At 64.5% G+C, this 16,499-nt stretch carries 19 protein-coding genes; 9 read left to right on the forward strand and 10 right to left on the reverse strand.

Annotation, left to right across the window (positions count from 1 at the left end; all coding sequences use genetic code 11):
* Positions 1 to 67: 67 nt before the first annotated feature.
* Positions 68 to 1,429: a methyl-accepting chemotaxis protein gene (locus AC0KVN_RS16295; RefSeq protein ID WP_435567296.1), complete on the forward strand. Its 1,362-nt coding sequence runs from the start codon at positions 68 to 70 to the stop codon at positions 1,427 to 1,429.
* A 114-nt stretch (positions 1,430 to 1,543) separates the two neighbouring features.
* Positions 1,544 to 2,632 carry a DUF2235 domain-containing protein gene (locus AC0KVN_RS16300; protein ID WP_435567297.1) on the forward strand — a complete coding sequence of 363 codons (1,089 nt, stop codon included), beginning with the start codon at positions 1,544 to 1,546 and terminating at the stop codon, positions 2,630 to 2,632.
* Between the two features lie 56 nt (positions 2,633 to 2,688).
* Here AC0KVN_RS16300 and AC0KVN_RS16305 read toward each other — a convergent pair whose 3' ends face one another.
* The gene (locus tag AC0KVN_RS16305) at positions 2,689 to 3,321 is read right to left on the reverse strand and encodes a MarC family protein (RefSeq protein ID WP_435567298.1); all 633 of its coding nucleotides are present in this window, start codon (positions 3,319 to 3,321) and stop codon (positions 2,689 to 2,691) included.
* Between the two features lie 182 nt (positions 3,322 to 3,503).
* Between AC0KVN_RS16305 and AC0KVN_RS16310 the strand changes: the two genes are divergently transcribed.
* Positions 3,504 to 4,721, forward strand: coding sequence for an MBL fold metallo-hydrolase (locus AC0KVN_RS16310; RefSeq protein WP_435567324.1), 1,218 nt, complete (start codon positions 3,504 to 3,506; stop codon positions 4,719 to 4,721).
* A gap of 101 nt (positions 4,722 to 4,822) precedes the next feature.
* Entirely contained in the window at positions 4,823 to 5,503 is a 681-nt protein-coding gene (locus AC0KVN_RS16315; RefSeq protein ID WP_435567299.1) for an HPP family protein, read from the forward strand.
* A 25-nt stretch (positions 5,504 to 5,528) separates the two neighbouring features.
* Here AC0KVN_RS16315 and AC0KVN_RS16320 read toward each other — a convergent pair whose 3' ends face one another.
* The 4 genes from AC0KVN_RS16320 to AC0KVN_RS16335 all read right to left on the reverse strand — a co-directional run bounded on the left by AC0KVN_RS16320 (position 5,529) and on the right by AC0KVN_RS16335 (position 7,919).
* Positions 5,529 to 6,035, reverse strand: a complete 507-nt coding sequence (locus tag AC0KVN_RS16320; protein WP_004209910.1) for a DUF3617 domain-containing protein — start codon at positions 6,033 to 6,035, stop codon at positions 5,529 to 5,531.
* 80 nt (positions 6,036 to 6,115) lie between these two features.
* Positions 6,116 to 6,409: an HNH endonuclease gene (locus AC0KVN_RS16325; protein WP_435567325.1), complete on the reverse strand. Its 294-nt coding sequence runs from the start codon at positions 6,407 to 6,409 to the stop codon at positions 6,116 to 6,118.
* A complete protein-coding gene (locus AC0KVN_RS16330) occupies positions 6,406 to 7,332 on the reverse strand; it encodes a hypothetical protein (protein WP_435567300.1) in 927 nt (308 codons plus the stop codon). Before AC0KVN_RS16330 ends, AC0KVN_RS16325 begins: the two co-directional genes overlap by 4 nt.
* 20 nt (positions 7,333 to 7,352) lie before the next feature.
* The gene (locus AC0KVN_RS16335; RefSeq protein WP_435567301.1) at positions 7,353 to 7,919 is read right to left on the reverse strand and encodes a DUF3617 domain-containing protein; all 567 of its coding nucleotides are present in this window, start codon (positions 7,917 to 7,919) and stop codon (positions 7,353 to 7,355) included.
* Between the two features lie 200 nt (positions 7,920 to 8,119).
* On the opposite strand from AC0KVN_RS16335, the gene AC0KVN_RS16340 reads away from it, so the two are divergent.
* From AC0KVN_RS16340 to AC0KVN_RS16355, 4 genes are read left to right on the forward strand one after another with little or no spacing between them, the layout of a single operon-like run.
* A complete protein-coding gene (locus tag AC0KVN_RS16340; RefSeq protein ID WP_435567302.1) occupies positions 8,120 to 9,136 on the forward strand; it encodes a LysM peptidoglycan-binding domain-containing protein in 1,017 nt (338 codons plus the stop codon).
* Complete coding sequence (locus tag AC0KVN_RS16345; RefSeq protein WP_435567303.1) at positions 9,126 to 9,551, forward strand: hypothetical protein; 426 nt, start codon at positions 9,126 to 9,128, stop codon at positions 9,549 to 9,551. Before AC0KVN_RS16340 ends, AC0KVN_RS16345 begins: the two co-directional genes overlap by 11 nt.
* A gap of 50 nt (positions 9,552 to 9,601) precedes the next feature.
* On the forward strand, positions 9,602 to 11,785 hold the full coding sequence (gene uvrB / locus AC0KVN_RS16350; protein WP_017499141.1) for an excinuclease ABC subunit UvrB: 2,184 nt from the start codon (positions 9,602 to 9,604) through the stop codon (positions 11,783 to 11,785).
* Positions 11,782 to 12,213 (forward strand): hypothetical protein, encoded by a 432-nt coding sequence (locus AC0KVN_RS16355; RefSeq protein WP_435567304.1) that lies wholly within the window; start codon positions 11,782 to 11,784, stop codon positions 12,211 to 12,213. The genes uvrB and AC0KVN_RS16355 overlap by 4 nt, the downstream gene beginning before the upstream one ends.
* Before the next feature lie 109 nt (positions 12,214 to 12,322).
* Here the strand turns inward: AC0KVN_RS16355 and AC0KVN_RS16360 are convergent, their stop codons facing one another.
* The gene (locus AC0KVN_RS16360) at positions 12,323 to 12,637 is read right to left on the reverse strand and encodes a hypothetical protein (RefSeq protein ID WP_048936252.1); all 315 of its coding nucleotides are present in this window, start codon (positions 12,635 to 12,637) and stop codon (positions 12,323 to 12,325) included.
* Between the two features lie 23 nt (positions 12,638 to 12,660).
* A complete protein-coding gene (gene pip / locus AC0KVN_RS16365; protein WP_279731924.1) occupies positions 12,661 to 13,602 on the reverse strand; it encodes a prolyl aminopeptidase in 942 nt (313 codons plus the stop codon).
* A 50-nt stretch (positions 13,603 to 13,652) separates the two neighbouring features.
* On the opposite strand from pip, the gene AC0KVN_RS16370 reads away from it, so the two are divergent.
* The gene (locus tag AC0KVN_RS16370; RefSeq protein ID WP_435567305.1) at positions 13,653 to 14,789 is read left to right on the forward strand and encodes a nucleoside hydrolase; all 1,137 of its coding nucleotides are present in this window, start codon (positions 13,653 to 13,655) and stop codon (positions 14,787 to 14,789) included.
* A gap of 3 nt (positions 14,790 to 14,792) precedes the next feature.
* Here AC0KVN_RS16370 and AC0KVN_RS16375 read toward each other — a convergent pair whose 3' ends face one another.
* The 3 genes from AC0KVN_RS16375 to AC0KVN_RS16385 form a co-directional block, all read right to left on the reverse strand.
* Positions 14,793 to 15,191, reverse strand: coding sequence for a Rap1a/Tai family immunity protein (locus AC0KVN_RS16375; RefSeq protein WP_435567306.1), 399 nt, complete (start codon positions 15,189 to 15,191; stop codon positions 14,793 to 14,795).
* A gap of 16 nt (positions 15,192 to 15,207) precedes the next feature.
* Positions 15,208 to 15,882 carry a hypothetical protein gene (locus AC0KVN_RS16380; RefSeq protein WP_435567307.1) on the reverse strand — a complete coding sequence of 225 codons (675 nt, stop codon included), beginning with the start codon at positions 15,880 to 15,882 and terminating at the stop codon, positions 15,208 to 15,210.
* A gap of 104 nt (positions 15,883 to 15,986) precedes the next feature.
* Positions 15,987 to 16,286, reverse strand: coding sequence for a hypothetical protein (locus AC0KVN_RS16385; protein ID WP_004209889.1), 300 nt, complete (start codon positions 16,284 to 16,286; stop codon positions 15,987 to 15,989).
* Positions 16,287 to 16,499: the final 213 nt, after the last annotated feature.

The raw sequence follows: 16,499 nt of genomic DNA on the forward strand, positions 1-16,499 counted from the left end.
TACCATCCATGGCTAGCCAGTTGCCGTGGGCACAGAAACGCAATCGGGAACCGTCGCACGAGCGGTAATGAAGGTCGCCAAATTATCCGGCGACCTGGGTATCCGTACGCTCGACCTTCAGGCAGACATCAGCGAACTCGCGGACCGGGTGACGCAGCAGGCGCGCACGATCGAGGCGATCAGCGGCGCCGCGTCGCAATTGTCGCGCGATGGCGAAAGCGTGTCGCTGGTCGGCCAGGACGCGCGCGAGAAGGCGGTCGCCGCCCGCGCCATCATCGATGATTCGGGACGGCAGCTGTCGACCGCGAACGGCAATTTCGTCGACCTGATCGAACAGGTGAGCCGCATCCATGCGCGCCTCGACGGCTTTGGCGAAGCGCTCAAGACCGTCGCCCATGTCACCAGCGTGATCAGCGGCATCGCCAGCCAGACCAATTTGCTTGCGCTCAACGCGACCATCGAGGCGGCACGGGCCGGCGACGCGGGGCGCGGCTTTGCCGTGGTTGCGGCCGAAGTGAAGAAGCTGGCGCAGGAAACGGCAAGCGCGACCCAGACGATCGAGCGGTCGATCGGCGCGCTGACCAGCGAGGCCGGCGGCATGCTGGACAGCATCACCCATGGCGCGCAGACCGCGCGCACGGCGCTGTCCGACACCAAGAATATCGAGGCGCTGGTCGACCGGCTGGGGTCGCTGATGCAGGGCCTGTCGAGCAACAGCGAGGCGGTGGCCGAGCGGATCGCGTCGATGGTCGGTTCCGCCAGCGAGATCCGCACCGGCCTGTCGGCGCTGTCGAGCACGTCGGGCGACAATGCCGACGGCCTGCAACGGCTGTCTGGCCGGGTGTCGATCGCCAGCGACGACACCAACATGCTGCTGCAATATCTGGCGGAAAGCGGCGTCGACATTCCCGATTCGCCCTATATCCGCTTCAGCCTGACCGCCGCACAGGCGGTGGGCCATGCGATCGAGCAGGCGCTGGATGACGGCCGTATCAGCGAGGACGATGTGTTCAGCGAATATTATGCGCCGATCCGCGGTACCAATCCGCCGCAATTCACCCATCCGATCCAGCCGATCATGCAGGCCGAGGCGCGCGCGCAGCAGGAAGTGGCGCGCGGCTACAAGGGCTTGTTCGGCATGACCTTTACCGATCGCAACAGCTTCGGCGCGATCGCCATGCCGGAACGCGCGCTGCCCCAGCGGCCGGGCGACGAGAAATGGAATGCGGAATTTTCGCGCCAGGGTGTGGTGTTCGATTTCCCCGACACGCGCGAACAGTGCAAGATCACCGAACCCTTCTGCATCAAGGCCTATCGTCGCCTGACCGCCGAGGGCGAGGTCATCCTGCTGAAGCAGGTGATCGCCTCCATCCACGTGCGCGGGCGCCACTGGGGCATCTTGCAAATGGCCTACAAGGATCAGGGCTGATCCGCGCCGCCCGGCGCGTCCGTTTCCTCCTATAAAAGAGGCTGCCCCGCAGCGACCATGGCCGCCCGCCCGATAGAGCAGGGCGGCCATTTTCCTGCCGATGGGGAGGCACGGATGAAGCGCATCGTGGTCTGTTGCGACGGCACCTGGAACGAGCCCGACCATAATGAGCAGGGCAAGCCCTGCCCGACCAATGTGGTGAAGCTGGCAAGCCTGATCCCCGCGATGGCGGAGGACGGCACGGCGCAGCGCGTCTTCTATCATAATGGCATCGGGTCGATGGCGTCGCGGACCAAGCGGCTGATCGACGGGGCCACCGGCTATGGCATCAGCCGCATCCTCCTGTCCTGCTATGCCTGGCTGGTGCGCACCTATCAGCCGGGCGACCAGCTCTATTTCTTCGGCTTCAGCCGGGGCGCCTATACCGCCCGGTCGCTGGCCGGTTTCGTGCGCAATTCCGGCATATTGCGGCCCGAGCATGACAGCCTGATCCCCGACGCCTTCGCGCTCTATCGTTCGCGCGATGGCACCCGCGCGCCGCGATCGGAGGCGTCGCGCCTGTTCCGGCAAAGCTATGCCTGGTCGGACGGCACGCCGATCCGGTGCGTCGGCGTGTGGGACACGGTCGGGTCGCTGGGGGTGCCCAACACCTTGTTCCAGGGGATATTGAAGCATCTGTTCCGGGTGAATCGGGAATTTCACGACACCGACCTGTCATCGAGCGTCGCCTTCGCCTTTCATGCGGTGGCGATCGACGAGCATCGCAAGCCGTTCCTGCCGACATTGTGGACGATCCCCGAAGGGCAGGGCGCAGGCCAGCATGTCGAGCAATGCTGGTTCCCCGGCTGCCATGCCGATGTCGGCGGCGGCAATCCCGATTCCGGCCTGTCCGATATCGCGCTGGAATGGATGGTCGAGCGCGCGCGGATCGCGGGACTGGCGGTGGATGATCCGTTCGGGCTGGTGCCGCCCGGTTTCCCGCCGCACCATCCCGATCCGCTTGGGCCGGTCAGCGAATCCCAGACCTTCTTCTATCGCCTGTTCGGATCGGGCGAGCGTGCGATCGACGTGCCGCATGACGCCGGACGGACCAATGAAGCCCTGTCCGATGCGGCGATCGAACGCTGGCACAAGCGGCCCGAATGGCGGCCGGCGGCGCTGGTCGACCTGGCGAAGCGCAAGCCCGACATGCTGGAGCCATAACACGCAAAAAGGGGCGGATCAGGGCCGGCCGGCGCCTGATCCGCCACCCCGTCGCATCAAGGGACGACGGGAAGCGGTCCGGGCACGACGCCATATTGCTGCAGGCCCGACATGATCGCGTGGATCGCCAGCGCCGCCTGCAGCACCGCGATCATCCAGCCGAACGCCATCAACGTGCCGGCATGGATGAAGCCCAGCAACTGGCGGGCAAAGATCATCGCCAGAAAATCGGCCATCATCATGCCCAGGAAAATCCCGAACACGCCGGTCAGGAAGGTCCGGGTATCGCCCGCCACGGCCGCGAACAGCAGCAGCGCCACGATACCATAGGGCGTGATGATGATCGGGAAGGTCACCGGCGACATGGCCAGCCCCTTTGCCGAGGTCGGCGGTGCGCCCGGCGCGGGAGCATGCTGCGCATTCTTGACCGCCTCCAGCGCGCCGATCAGCAGCAGCAGGCCGCCGGTCAGCAACAGGTCGGGCGATGCGATCTGCCAATTCTGGCGCAGATTGTCGCCGATGAACAGGATGAGGAAGCCGACGGCCGTGGCGATCAGGGTCGACCGGAGCGCCAGCGCGCGCCGCTCCCCATCGGGCAACTGGCTGGTCAACTGGGCAAAGGCGGCGATCACCTTGATCGGCCCCAGCGTGACGAAGAAGATGACCAGGACGAAACTCAGATCATTCATGGCACGCACCCCTATCTGCCGAGCCGTCCGAAGCTAGGTCGCAGATCGACCGGAGGCTATCGGGGTTATCCTTGATCCCGGAAAGGAAAGGCCGCCGGCCTGGGCGAGACCAGATCATGCTCCGCCCTTGCCCTGCCCCGCCGGTCCGCTATGGCGGCGCGATGACGGGCATGGGAGTTGGCATGGCGCGCGCGGTTGCAATGATGAAGGCTGTCGGTGTCGCGCTGCTGTTCCTGCTGATCGCCGCCTGTCTGGCGACGGTGATCGTGCCGCCCTTCCTCGACCGCATCTATTATGAGGGGCCGGCGAGCCGCCATTATGACGGCGCCCGCTTCTTCAACCCCGATGGCGCGATCGACATGCCCGCCCCGCCCGGCACCAGCCGCCAAGGCTTCATCGCCCGCTGGCTGCTGGGCAATGACGGTCGCCCCGACTGGCCCGATGCGGTGGCGGTCAAGCCGGCGCGCCCCGCCCCCTTTGCCGCGCCGCGCGGCATGGTCGCCACCTGGGTCGGCCATGCGACCGTGTTGGTGCAGGCAGCGGGCATCAACATATTGACCGACCCGATCTGGTCCGACCATGCCAGCCCCTTTCCGCCGCTGGGCCCCAAGCGGGTCGCGGAACCGGGCATCAGGATGAAGGATCTGCCCAGGATCGACCTGATCGTCATCAGCCATAATCATTATGACCATCTGGATATCCCGACGCTCAAGGCATTGTGGCAACGCGACCGGCCCAGGATCGTCACGGCGCTGGGCAATGACGCGCTATTGAAGGCGAACGGCATCCCGTCGGTGGCGCTCGACTGGGGCCAGTCGGTGACCGGCGCGCAGTTGAACGGACTGGTGCCCGAAGCGGTGATCCAGTGCGAGAATTACGAGCATTGCCCGGACTATCGGGTCCATGCGACGCGCAACCATCATTGGAGCAGCCGCTGGTTCACCGACCGCAACCGGGCGCTCTGGTCGAGCTTCCTGATCGAGACGCGGGCGGGCAATATCTATTTTGCCGGCGATACCGGCGCGGGCGACATGGGCTGGACCGGCGATGCGACGCGGTTCGGGCCGATCCGGCTGGCGCTGATCCCGATCGGCGCCTTCCGCTTCTGGCCGGGGCAGATGGAATCGGACGCGCATATCGGCCCGCGCCGCGCGGTTGAACTGTTCGAGCGGCTGGGCGCATCGACGGCGATCCCGATCCACTGGGGCACCTTCCGCCTCTCCTACGAGAAGCGCGACACGCCGCCGCGGATGCTGGAGCAATATCTGCGTTGCGAGGGGATAGAGCGAAAGCGCTTCGCCCCGGTGCGGATCGGCCAGGCGCTGCTGGTGCCCAATGTCAGCCCGGTGCCGCGCGGCCCCAGACATTGCGACCAGCGGGCGATCGACGCGCTGCAATAAGCGCCCCTCGGGCGACTCCGGGCAATATTGGGGTCAAGAAAAACTGGGGTGGCCTTTTCGCCCGTGGCGGCGCATGGGGCTGCGCCAAAGGAATATCCGCAATGAATCTTTTCAAGCCCCTGCTGGCCGGTGCCCGCCCGATCGACCGGATGATCGCGGGCCTGGGCGCGGCGATCGGCATCAGCCTGACCATATTGGTGTGCAGCCAGTTGCCGTTACATGCCGGCGACCTGCCGATCATCGTCGCGCCGCTGGGCGCGTCGGCGGTGCTGATCTTTGCCGTGCCGGCGAGCCCGCTGGCCCAGCCCTGGTCGGTGGTGGGCGGCAATATCCTGTCCAGTCTGATCGGCGTCGCCGCCTATCAGTTGATCCCCGACATGATGGTCGCGGCCGGCATGGCGGTGGGCGTGGCGATAATATTGATGAGCCTGCTGCGCTGCCTGCATCCGCCCGGCGGCGCGGCGGCGCTGACCGCCGTGATCGGCAGCCAGGGCATTCATGATGCGGGCTATGCCTTCGCCTTTGCGCCGGTCGGGATCAATTCGATCGCCCTGGTGTCCCTCGGCCTGTTCTTCCACCGCCTGTCGGGCCACAGCTATCCGCACCAGCCGGTCGCGCCGCCGGTGATCGCCGACAAGATGCGCGCGGAGGCGGGCTTTCATCTGGAGGATATCGACAAGGCGCTGGCCGAACTGCCCGACAATTTCGACATCAGCCGCGCCGACCTCGACCTGCTGCTGTCGCGGGCGGAAATCCATGCCCAGGCCCGCCGGGCGGGCTGAGGCCCACCCGGATCGGCGCCGTCGGTCAGGCCGGGCAGTCGCCGTCGCGCTTGCCGGACAGGTCGTGGGTGGTGCGCAGCACCGGCTTGCCTCCCTGCGTCTTGGTCATGGTGGTGCCGAAAGTCAGCGTATCCTCGGTAAAATTGCCCTCGACCACGATTTCGGAGGTGCCGGCGCCCGCCTTGCAGGCAAGGGTCGCGATCAGCCGGCCCTTGCGCACCATCTTGTCCTTGTAGCTGCAGTCGCTGCCTTCCGCGCCAGCCAGCGCATCGGCGTCGGGCACGCCGGCGGCATCGACCTTGATGCAGATCTTGTCTTCGCTCACCTGCTTGAGCGCGGCCTGATATTCCTCCGCCGTGACGGTGGGGGTGTTGTAGCCGGTGGTCTTGCGGCTGAGCGTCCATTGCCCGCTCTTCATCATCGCCGGCGCGGCCTCCTCCTCCTGCGCGGGCGGAGCGGCCGGTTCGCTGCCGCAGGCGGCAAGGGTCAGGCTGGTGGCCAGCAAGCCGCCCAGCGTCAGAATGTCACGCATATCCTCTCCCCGTTCGTTCCACGGCGGCACGCTCTACCGATGCGCGCGCGGGCGCAAGTAGAAATGTTGCGCGCGCGGATTCATCGCCGCCGGCGCCCGGCGGACAGGGTGGGCGCATGGAAATCGGCCGGCTTGTCGGCGATCCAGCCGAGGAAACGGGCGATGGCGGGATGGCTGCGCAAGGCCATGGCATCGGCATAGGTGCGGGCCAGTTCCGCGTTGGACAGGGTGGCATGGATGGTGCGGTGGCAGATCGGATGCACCGGCACCATCTGTCGCCCGCCCCTGCTCTTGGGCACGGGATGATGCCATTCGATCCGCGCGCCGAGCGGGCGGGCGCAGAGCCAGCAGGGTGTCCCGTCAGCCAGCGTCAGGGCTCGACCGGACCATCCTCGGCCTCTTCCGCTTCGCCCTCCGCCTGACCTATCGCCTTGACGAGATAACCGCGCTGCACCCGCCCCCAACGATTGAGCGGCATGTCATATAGTTCATCAAGAAACTGACTGTCCCAAAATGTCAGGTCATTGGCCGACGTCTTTTCGCCAAATATATTGAGGATCGACGATACCGGCGGTTTGGCTCGCCCCTTGATCTCTGCCAGGCCAACAAAAGCGGCATAAGCTGAAGCCGCAGTCAGTGAGATGCCTTCGGCTCGATTGACGTCGATCACCACAGTCGCCGCATCGATGGACCGTGTCGTCGCAGGCCGCACCAGACTGGAAGAATAATTGCGCACCGTCGGCACACCAGTGGGGAGGGCGGAACCGCCACCCTCGCTGTTACCGAAGCTGCCTGGCGGCGGCATGTCCAGCGCCTTGCCACCGGTACTGGCACTGTCGCCTATGGTATACCACCAGCGGATCGGCGCATCCCCCTGTTCCAGATCGCGACGATCAATGCCATGAACCTGCGACATCGCGTTGGGCATGTTCGTCGATATCAGTTTTGCGATATCGCGCCCGTTTTCCACAAAGGCGATCAGCAGATTGGTGTGGCACTGCTCATCTGCCAGCGGCGCCCCTATGTTGCTCGTGATCTTGCGCACCTTGGCCTCAACCAGTTTGGCGATTTCCGGCGCGACCCCCAGGACGCGGGGGCAAACACCGTCGACCCAGCGCGCGACACTGCGCTCTCCCTGAACGACGCCCAACGTCCTTACGAACCCGGTGGCGCGTTCACGCACCTCCTTGCGGGTCAGTCGCTGACCCTCGACAATAATCGTATTATTAACATCATCGGCCGGCTCGGGCGCCTGCGCCACAATAGCCGAAGGAGGTAGAGCCAGAGCGGCGACCATATATGCTATTGCGCGCATCGTCATTGACCCTCGGCACAGTCCGGACCGATCCAGCGGCCCTCCGACCGTGCCTTCATCGCCATCTCCATGCCATTGGGCAAGCCGGTCTGTCGCATGTCCATCTGCACCGCATAGCTGTCGGGTGCATAGATGCCGGCCATCGTCATGCTGCTGGTGCCGCCATCGCGTTGGCAGGTGACATTGCCCTTCACCGTGCCGCCGCGCACGGCGAAGTCGCTGTAGCGGCAATCCTTGCCAGGATCGCCGGAAAAGGCGCGGCCATCGGGATGGGCGGCCTGCTCGGGCGTGACGCAATAGCGCAGAGTGCGGTTCATCGCCTGCTGCATCTGCTGGCGCGCAGCCGCGGGCATCGCCTCCCCGCCGCTCATATCGATCCGCTCCATCACGAAGCGCCCTTCCCACTGGCCGGGCTTGATCTGCACCTTCTCGATCTGCGTGACGGCGGCGTCATGGCTCATCGCGTCGGTCGCGGCGATCTGTGTGTCCTGGCTGGCGGGCGGCTTGTTGCATCCGGCCAGCGCCGCGAGCGCGCAGGCCAGCAGGCCGTTGGTCAAGGCTTTGGTCATCACCGGCTTCCCCTGGCATATCTTGGCAGAAGCGACCCTTTATCTGGCCCAGACTTAGCAAGGGGCGGCGGGTCTGGATATCGGGATTATTGCGATGCAGGGCGTGGCAAGGTGCTGAGGTGCGCCCTTACATAGCTTGTTCTTGATTTGTTCCAGCCGTCATGATAGGCGATCCGGTGATCAATGGGGGAGGCGTGTCGATGACTGAGGGGGAGTCTATTCGATCCAATCGCGAAACCGCATTCAGTCTTTATCTCCGCACCGGTCGGCGTATCGGGCCGGACGCGATCGAGGTGAAATTCAATCCCTGGCATGACGAGGAAAACGGTCGCTTCACCTTCCGTGGACAGGGCCGCTATTTCGGCGCCACGGGTGGCAACGCAAATGCGCCTTCGTCCCGTCCCGGTGGCACCGGCGTCGCACGGCCATCGTCACCGTCGGCGACAAGGGGAAATGGTGCTCCTGATCGCGATCGCTTTCGCGCCGATCACCCCGCCAATCATTCGCTCTACATGGTCAAGCAGGGCGACACGCTCAGCCATATCGCCGCCCAGCGCCAGGGGCTGACGGCTGCGGACCTCGCCTGGCTGAACAACATGCCGCTCGATCAACCCTTGCAGATCGGACAGCGGCTGAAGCTGCCACATCAGGCCTATCTGGACGCGGGGCGGGCAGCCAAGAACAAGGTCGTCGCCCTTGCCCATTATATGGATACGCATGGCGGGGACTTGCCGCCCGATCCGGCTGATCCGCCGTCGCTGGAAAGCCAGCTACTGAACTCGAACTGGCAGCGGGAGGTGAGAAATGGCTATGCGTTCGATATCGACGTCATCGCTCGCCCAAGAGAAATTATTGCCGAACTTACGGATGGGCCGATCGCCAAACGCTCCCGCCAAGCGCAAGCTCAGGCAGGTCAGCCGGATCGTCGCCCCGGTGACGATGGTGGTCATTTCATTGCTGCCCGTTTCAACGGTCCCGGCGACAGCTTCAACCATTTCGCCCAGGATCGGAATTTCAATCGAGGCGCCTACCGCGCTATGGAAGACGGGTGGACGCAGGCACTGCGCGGCGCAAAGAAGGTCGTTGTTCATATCGTTCCCGTTTATGAGGGAGCGTCAAAACGGCCTTATCGAATCCATGTCACTTGGCGCATCAACGGCGTCGAAGAATTCCGGGATTTCTCGAACGAAAGAAAAGGCCGGCGTCATGAGCGATAAACTCGACACCCTGGGACCGCTCATGAACGAGATCGGTCAAGAATTGGCCAGCTTGGTCGGAGGCGATCCAGATGGCGTGTTTCTGTATGTGGAAATCGGAGACGGGTGGGTAAGCCCCAGCGTTTTCAAGGATGAAGGCGACGTCGTTCGTTATTATAATCCGCGCGACACAAATCTCAGCGATATGCTTTGGGAAGCCTGGTATCTGGAACCCGACGGCCCCAACATGCGCTGGTCAGTGTTGGAATATGAGGTCAGAGACAGGAAATTTCATGTCAGCCTGAAATATCCTGAAGAAGTGAATGTCGAGATTGTCGATGACGAGCGCCGCGAGACTGTCCTGCGGGCGCGGTTCGGCGACAAGCCGGTCGTCTATCCGCCGCCGCCCAAGAGCGCGTTCGAATTGCAGCCCTGACTTGCCAGGGCGCGGATTGCGCCCTTGCCCAAAGGCCCCATATTACGCCCATGTCGATTCAGATCCGAACCAGCCTTGACGAACCCGAAACCGGCCAGGACTTCGTGCCGCACCGGCCCGCGCGCCCGGAGAAGAGCGAGGGGGGACGCCCCTTCACCCTGGTCAGCGACTATGAACCGTCGGGCGACCAGCCGACCGCGATCGCCGAACTGGTCGCCGCGGCCGAGCAGGGCGAAAAGGACCAGGTGCTGCTGGGCGTCACCGGTTCGGGCAAGACCTTCACCATGGCCAAGACGATCGAGGCGTTGCAGCGGCCAGCGCTGATCCTGGCGCCCAACAAGATATTGGCGGCTCAGCTCTATGGCGAGTTCAAGAGCTTCTTCCCCGACAATGCGGTCGAATATTTCGTCAGCTATTACGACTATTATCAGCCCGAAGCCTATGTCGCGCGGTCGGACACCTATATCGAGAAGGAAAGCTCGGTAAACGAAAGCATCGACCGGATGCGCCATTCGGCCACCCGTGCGCTGCTGGAGCGAGACGATGTCATCATCGTTGCGTCCGTCTCCTGCCTGTACGGTATCGGGTCGGTCGAAACCTATTCGGCGATGACCTTCTCCATGAAGAAGGGCGGGATCGAGGACCAGCGCGAGATCATCCGCAAGCTGGTGGCGCTGCAGTATAAACGCAACGATGCGGGCTTCGCGCGCGGCAATTTCCGCGTGAAGGGCGACAATCTGGAAATCTTCCCGTCCCATTATGAGGACACGGCCTGGCGCATCAGTTTCTTTGGCGACGAGATCGAGGAGATTGTCGAGTTCGATCCGCTGTCCGGCAGGAAGGTCGCCAGCCTCGATTATGTGAAGGTCTTTCCCAACAGCCACCATGTGACCCCCGGCCCGACCTTGAAGCAGGCGATGGAGGCGATCCGCTTCGAGCTGACCGAGCGGCTGAAGGAACTGGAGGCCGAGGGCAAGCTGCTGGAGGCGCAGCGGCTGGAACAGCGCACCAATTTCGACCTGGAGATGATCGCGGCGACCGGCAGTTGCGCGGGGATCGAGAATTACAGCCGCTTCCTGACCGGCCGTTTGCCGGGCGAGCCGCCGCCGACTTTGTTCGAATATCTGCCCGAAAATGCGGTGCTGTTCGTGGACGAAAGCCATCAGACCGTGCCGCAGATCGGCGCGATGGCGCGCGGCGACCATCGGCGCAAGATTACGCTGGCCGAATATGGGTTCCGTTTGCCCAGTTGCATCGACAACCGGCCGCTACGCTTCAACGAATGGGACGCGATGCGGCCGCAGACGGTCAGCGTCTCGGCGACGCCCGGCCCGTGGGAGATGGAGCAGACCGGCGGCGTGTTCAGCGAACAGGTGATCCGCCCCACCGGCCTGATCGACCCGCCGGTCGAGATCAAACCGGTCGAGGACCAGGTCGACGACCTGATCAACGAATGCCGCAAGGTCGCGGCCCAGGGGTACCGCACGCTCGTCACCACGCTGACCAAGCGGATGGCCGAGGATCTGACCGAATTCATGCATGAGGCGGGGATCAAGGTCCGCTACATGCATAGCGACGTCGAGACGCTGGAGCGTATCGAGCTGATCCGCGATCTTCGCCTGGGCGTCTATGACGTGCTGATCGGCATCAACCTGCTGCGCGAAGGGCTCGACATTCCCGAATGCGGGCTGGTGGCGATCCTCGACGCGGACAAGGAAGGCTTTTTGCGCAGCGAGACATCGCTGATCCAGACGATCGGCCGCGCCGCGCGTAATGTGGACGGCCGCGTCATCCTCTATGCCGACCGGGTGACGGGCAGCATGGAGCGCGCGCTCAACGAGACGTCACGCCGCCGCGAAAAGCAGCAGGCCTATAATGATGCGCATGGCATCACGCCCTTCACCGTGAAGAAGAATATCGGCGACATCATCGCCCATGTCGCGAGCAAGGATCAGGTCACGGTCGAGACGGGGCTGGAGGATCGCCCGCATCTGGTCGGCCACAATCTGCGCGCCTATATCGAGGATCTGGAGAAGAAGATGCGCGCGGCAGCGGCGGACCTGGAGTTCGAGGAAGCCGGCCGCATCCGCGACGAAATCCGCAAGCTGGAGGCGGAGGAACTGGGCCTGCCGGCGGACCAGCAGGTGGCCGCCCCGCGCGGCCGCGCGACCGAGGGCAAGCCGGGCACACGGAAAGGACGGTTCGGGAAGACGACGCGGAAGTTCGGACGGTGATACGCCGCCGCCTGCTCCTGATCGGTGCAGCGCTGGGCATCGGCCTCGTCATCATGCTGGCCGAAAATGTGGCGGCCGATATCGTCGTCGGACGGACGCCCTTCACGAACGGACGCCTGGGCTTCATCGATGCGCCCGATGGCGTCCTATTTCATTTCGCCATCGCGGCGCTGCCCATGCTGGCACTCGCGCTGATCGGCAGTTCCCGGCGATGGCTCTGGGCGGTGGCGATCAGCATGACGGCGCTGTTCGCGACCTTTGCCGTCTGGCAATTGCGGCAGGACTATCTTGCCGACTTTGCCGGCGGCGCGAATATCGGCCTCGGCATCATCATGATGGCATCGCCCTGGATCACGCTGATCGTGATGGGCGTCATGGCATTGCTGGCGCGGATCATCGGCGCCCGATCAGGACCGGGCGCCGCCTAGAGCGTTTTCCAATCAGGTCGAACACCTGATGATTCGGAAAACGCGTCGAAACAGGAGGATAGAGCAGTCGAGCCGACGCAGTCGGATCGGAATCTGCTCTAGACGGGGATCAATGGGTCCGGCTGGTAACCTTCGCGGTGCCATCGGGCAGGATTTCGATCAGATGCGCGGTCTGGTTGTCGCACTGGGCCTTCCAGCCCTTGACGCCCGGCCGGATTTCGGCGCGTTCCGAGCCGGTGACCGAGGGGCAGGCGACGCCCGATGCCTTGATCGCCTTTTCCAGCACGCCGTTGCGCAGGTCGGGGTCGAGCTTGGCGACTTCAGCCGCTGCGCCGGTTTCGGGCATGTTCCGGTTCTCGACCGCCGCCCCCTCATCGCCGCCGCCACAGGAGGCGAGAAACAGCGCCGTCGCCAGCAACATCATAGTCCGCACGTCTTTTCCTTCCATCATGCCGCAAATCCGTCGGTCGCGCGGATCAGCGCATCCAATATACCCGGTTCGTTGAACGCATGACCGGCGCCTTCGATCATTTCGAAGCGCGCCTGCGGCCAGGCGCGGTGCAGTGCCCAGGCGGTTTCGGCCGGGCAGGCCATGTCGTAGCGGCCCTGGACGATGACGCCGGGAATGCCCGCCAGCTTGCCTGCCTCGCGGATCAGTTGGCCGTCCTCCAGCCAGCCGCGATGGACGAAATAATGATTTTCGATCCGGGCGAAGGCGAGCGCGAAATCATCGCCCTCATGGGTAGCGGACAGCGCGTCGTCGGGCAGCAGGCGAATGGTCTCCCCTTCCCAGACGCTCCAGGCCTTGGCGGCGGCGACCTGCGCGGCGCGGTCATCACCGGTCAGGATGCGGCGATAGGCGCCGACCATGTCGCCGCGCTCACCTTCCGGAATCGGTGCCACGAAGCGTTCCCACTTGTCGGGATAGATGCGGCTGGCGCCCTGTTGATAATACCAGTCGATCTCTGACTGGCGGATGGTGAAGATGCCGCGCAGCACCAGTTCGGTGACGCGCGCGACATGCGCCTGCGCATAGGCCAGTGCCAGGGTCGATCCCCAGCTGCCGCCGAAGACCAGCCACTGGTCGACGCCCATCATCTCGCGCAAGCGCTCGATATCGGCGACCAGATGCCAGGTGGTGTTGGCGTCGAGATGGGCATGCGGGGTCGATCGGCCGCAGCCGCGCTGGTCGAACAGCAGCACGTCATAACGGGCGGGATCGAACAGGCGGCGATGATCGGGCGATATGCCGCCGCCCGGCCCGCCATGCAGGAAGACCGCAGGCTTGGCGCCGGGCGTGCCGGACCGTTCCCAATAGAGGCTGTGGCCATCGCCTACGTCAAGATGACCAGTGGCGTAGGGTTCGATCGGCGGATAGAGGCTGCGCATGACACCGTCCTAACAGGCGGCGGGACGAAGCGAAATGGGGGTTTGACGCAATGCGGACGATGAAGATCATGCTGGGCGCGCTGGCGCTGATGCTGGGCGTGCAGGGCGCAAATGCGAAGCCCGCCGCGCCGGCAACGCCCAAGCGACTGGTGATCGTCGATGACGACATGATCGGCCTCAACGGCGTGCCGCTGCTGTTGCTGCAAAGCCCGGATGTCGAGGTGCTGGGCATCACCACCACCAGCGGATCGGTGTGGCGCGACACGGCGACCGCCTATGCGCTGCGCACGCTGGAGATATTGGGCCGGACCGACGTGCCGGTGGTGCCGGGCGCGACCTTCCCGCTGCTCAACAGCGCCGAGGCGACCAAGCGCTGGGAAGGCCAATATGGCCGGCTGGTGTTCAAGGGGCCATGGACCGATTACTGGCCGGGCGACACGATTCAGGAGCATCCCGGATCGACCGATCCGACCAAGGTGCCCGACCTGCCGATCGGCAACCCCAGGACGAAGCCGAGCGCAGAGGTTGCCGCCGCCTTCCTGGTGCGGATGGTGAAGGCGCATCCGGGCGAGATCACCCTGTTCGCGACCGGGCCGATGACCAATATCGCCATCGCCCAGAGTCTGGACCCCAGCTTCGCCGCCAATGTGAAGGAAATCCTCTATATGGGCGGCAGCCTGGCCCCGCATCAGGTGCTGGAAGGGCCGTCGGCCGAGCAGTTCGCCCGCGAATTCGTCAATTCGCCGCGCCGCGAGTTCAACATTCGCTGGGATCCCGAAGCGGCGAAGATCTTTGCCCATGCGCCGTGGAAGAAGATCACGATGATCCCGGTCGATCCGTCCACCGGCACGCAATGGACCCGCACCTTCCTCGACGGGCTGAAGCCCGCCCATACCCCGCTGAGCGAGCTGTTCCAGACCGGGCTGGAGCCGGGCTATCCGATGTGGGACGAGATCGTCGCCATGGCCTGGCTCAATCCGGAGATCGTGACGAAGGACGAGACTTTGTGGGTCGATTTCGAGACCAGCCAGACGGCGGCCTATGGCGACACGCTGTCCTGGACGGAATCCTATCGCCCGCATCTGGGCGAACAGGCACAGCGCGTGATCCTGTCGGTTGACCGGGCGAAGATGGAGGCGGCGATGGCGCGCCTCTATATGCGCCCCGTCGGCAAGGCCGCTAAATAAGCGCTATTTCCGTTTCTTCTTCGTGCCGGGCCTGGCCTTCGCCTTGGGGCAGGGCCACGCCTGGCGCGTGGCGGTGAAGACCAGGGCGGAGGCGGACTGGCTGCGCTTGTCCGGATTGGCGCGCAGATAGTCGACGGTGGCGCCCTTCAGCTGGTTGAGCGTCACATCGGCGGGGATGCAGCTTTTGAGGCCATTCACCTCGCGCGTGGTGTTGAACGCGTCGACAGCGCCGGCGACATAGCCGACGCATTCATAGCTTTTCTCGAAAAAAGCCTTGTCGGTGCGGTCAGCGGTGCAGCTTTCCAGCAGCGCTTCGCCCGAATAGAAGCCGGCCTGTGCGCTGCCCGGCGACAGGCCCGCCGCCGCAACCAGTATCAGGCCGCTTGCCCTCCGGATCATCATGCGCGTGGCTCCCGCCTTATGAGGATGCGTCCGCCTTCGGATAAGACTGGACATGCAGGGGAGGGAAAACCGCTTCGAGCGATTTTGTGTCCGGCAGCACATAGACATAGCCGCCCTTTTTCAGGAATTGCGGGCGCAGACCGCGATTGTAGAAGGCGATCGGCACGTTGATGCAGCCAAAGGTGATGCGATTATCGTCGATCGTCGGCGACAGCATGCGCTCCCGCCGCTTTTCCTTGGGATTGCCCTTGGGGATGGTGTGCATCGCGACCGAGGTCGCATAATCGACCCACAGCACGCGTTGCTTTCCCGCCGCCAGGCCGAATTTGGCGAGAAAACGGCCGGCCGGCGTGGTCTTTTCCGCCGGGCCGATCTCCGCCAGGCTCTTCTTGCCGACGCCCGGCGTGGCATCGTCTCCGGGCGCGATGCCGATCAGCACCGGCGCATCGGCCAACGCCTTGCCCCCAGCATCGAACAGGAAGACATGGGCCGCCTGCTTGTCGACGATGGCATAAGGCAGGCCGTGATTGTCGGCGGTCGCGGCAATCCAGTCGATCACCCGGCGCGCATCCGGCGATCGCGGGGTTTCAGACGCGGGCTTCTCGGACGCGGGCGCTGCGGGCGCGGCCGCCAGCGCGGGAGAGGCACCGAACAGCGCCAGCATCGCCAGCGCCCATGGGAATTTGTGCATGGATGAGCATATCCGGGAATGGGGCCGGCGCCCCCATGAAGCGGGGGCGCCAGCACGGGATCGGGACCAGCCCGACCGGATCGGTAGCTTGATCGGCTACGTGATCAGTTTCTGGCGCGCTTGGTCTTGGCTTCGCGCATCTGCTGCTCGACACCATCGACGCGGGCGTTCAGCTGATCGAGGCGCTGACCGTTATTCTGGGCCTGACCGGCGGCCGACTGGGCCTGGGCCAGAGCCTGCTGTGCCGTGCCGTCGGTGGTCTGCAGCTTGGCGTCGAGCGCATCGACGCGCTGGTTCACGGTCGCCACCTGTTCGCGCACGAAGGATTTCGTGGCACAGCCACCCAGCCCCAGCGAGCCCACCAACACCATGGCAATGGGGGCTAATTTCATCGGGTGCGACATCATTTTCTCCTTATCATCTGCCCCCGCGCCGTCCCAAGCCGAGCCCGTTAACCATGACAATATGATTGGGCCTGAACGTGCATGTGGAGAGCCGAGTGGACGCGGCAGGCCTGCCCCGCCCTTCGACCAACGACCGGAATCGATCGACCGGCATCGGCGCGGATCGTTGAACGGATGTGCGATCGGGCGCATGCTGGCCCGCCTTCCATGAGG

The sequence above is a fragment of the Sphingobium sp. SG1 genome (assembly GCF_057063145.1).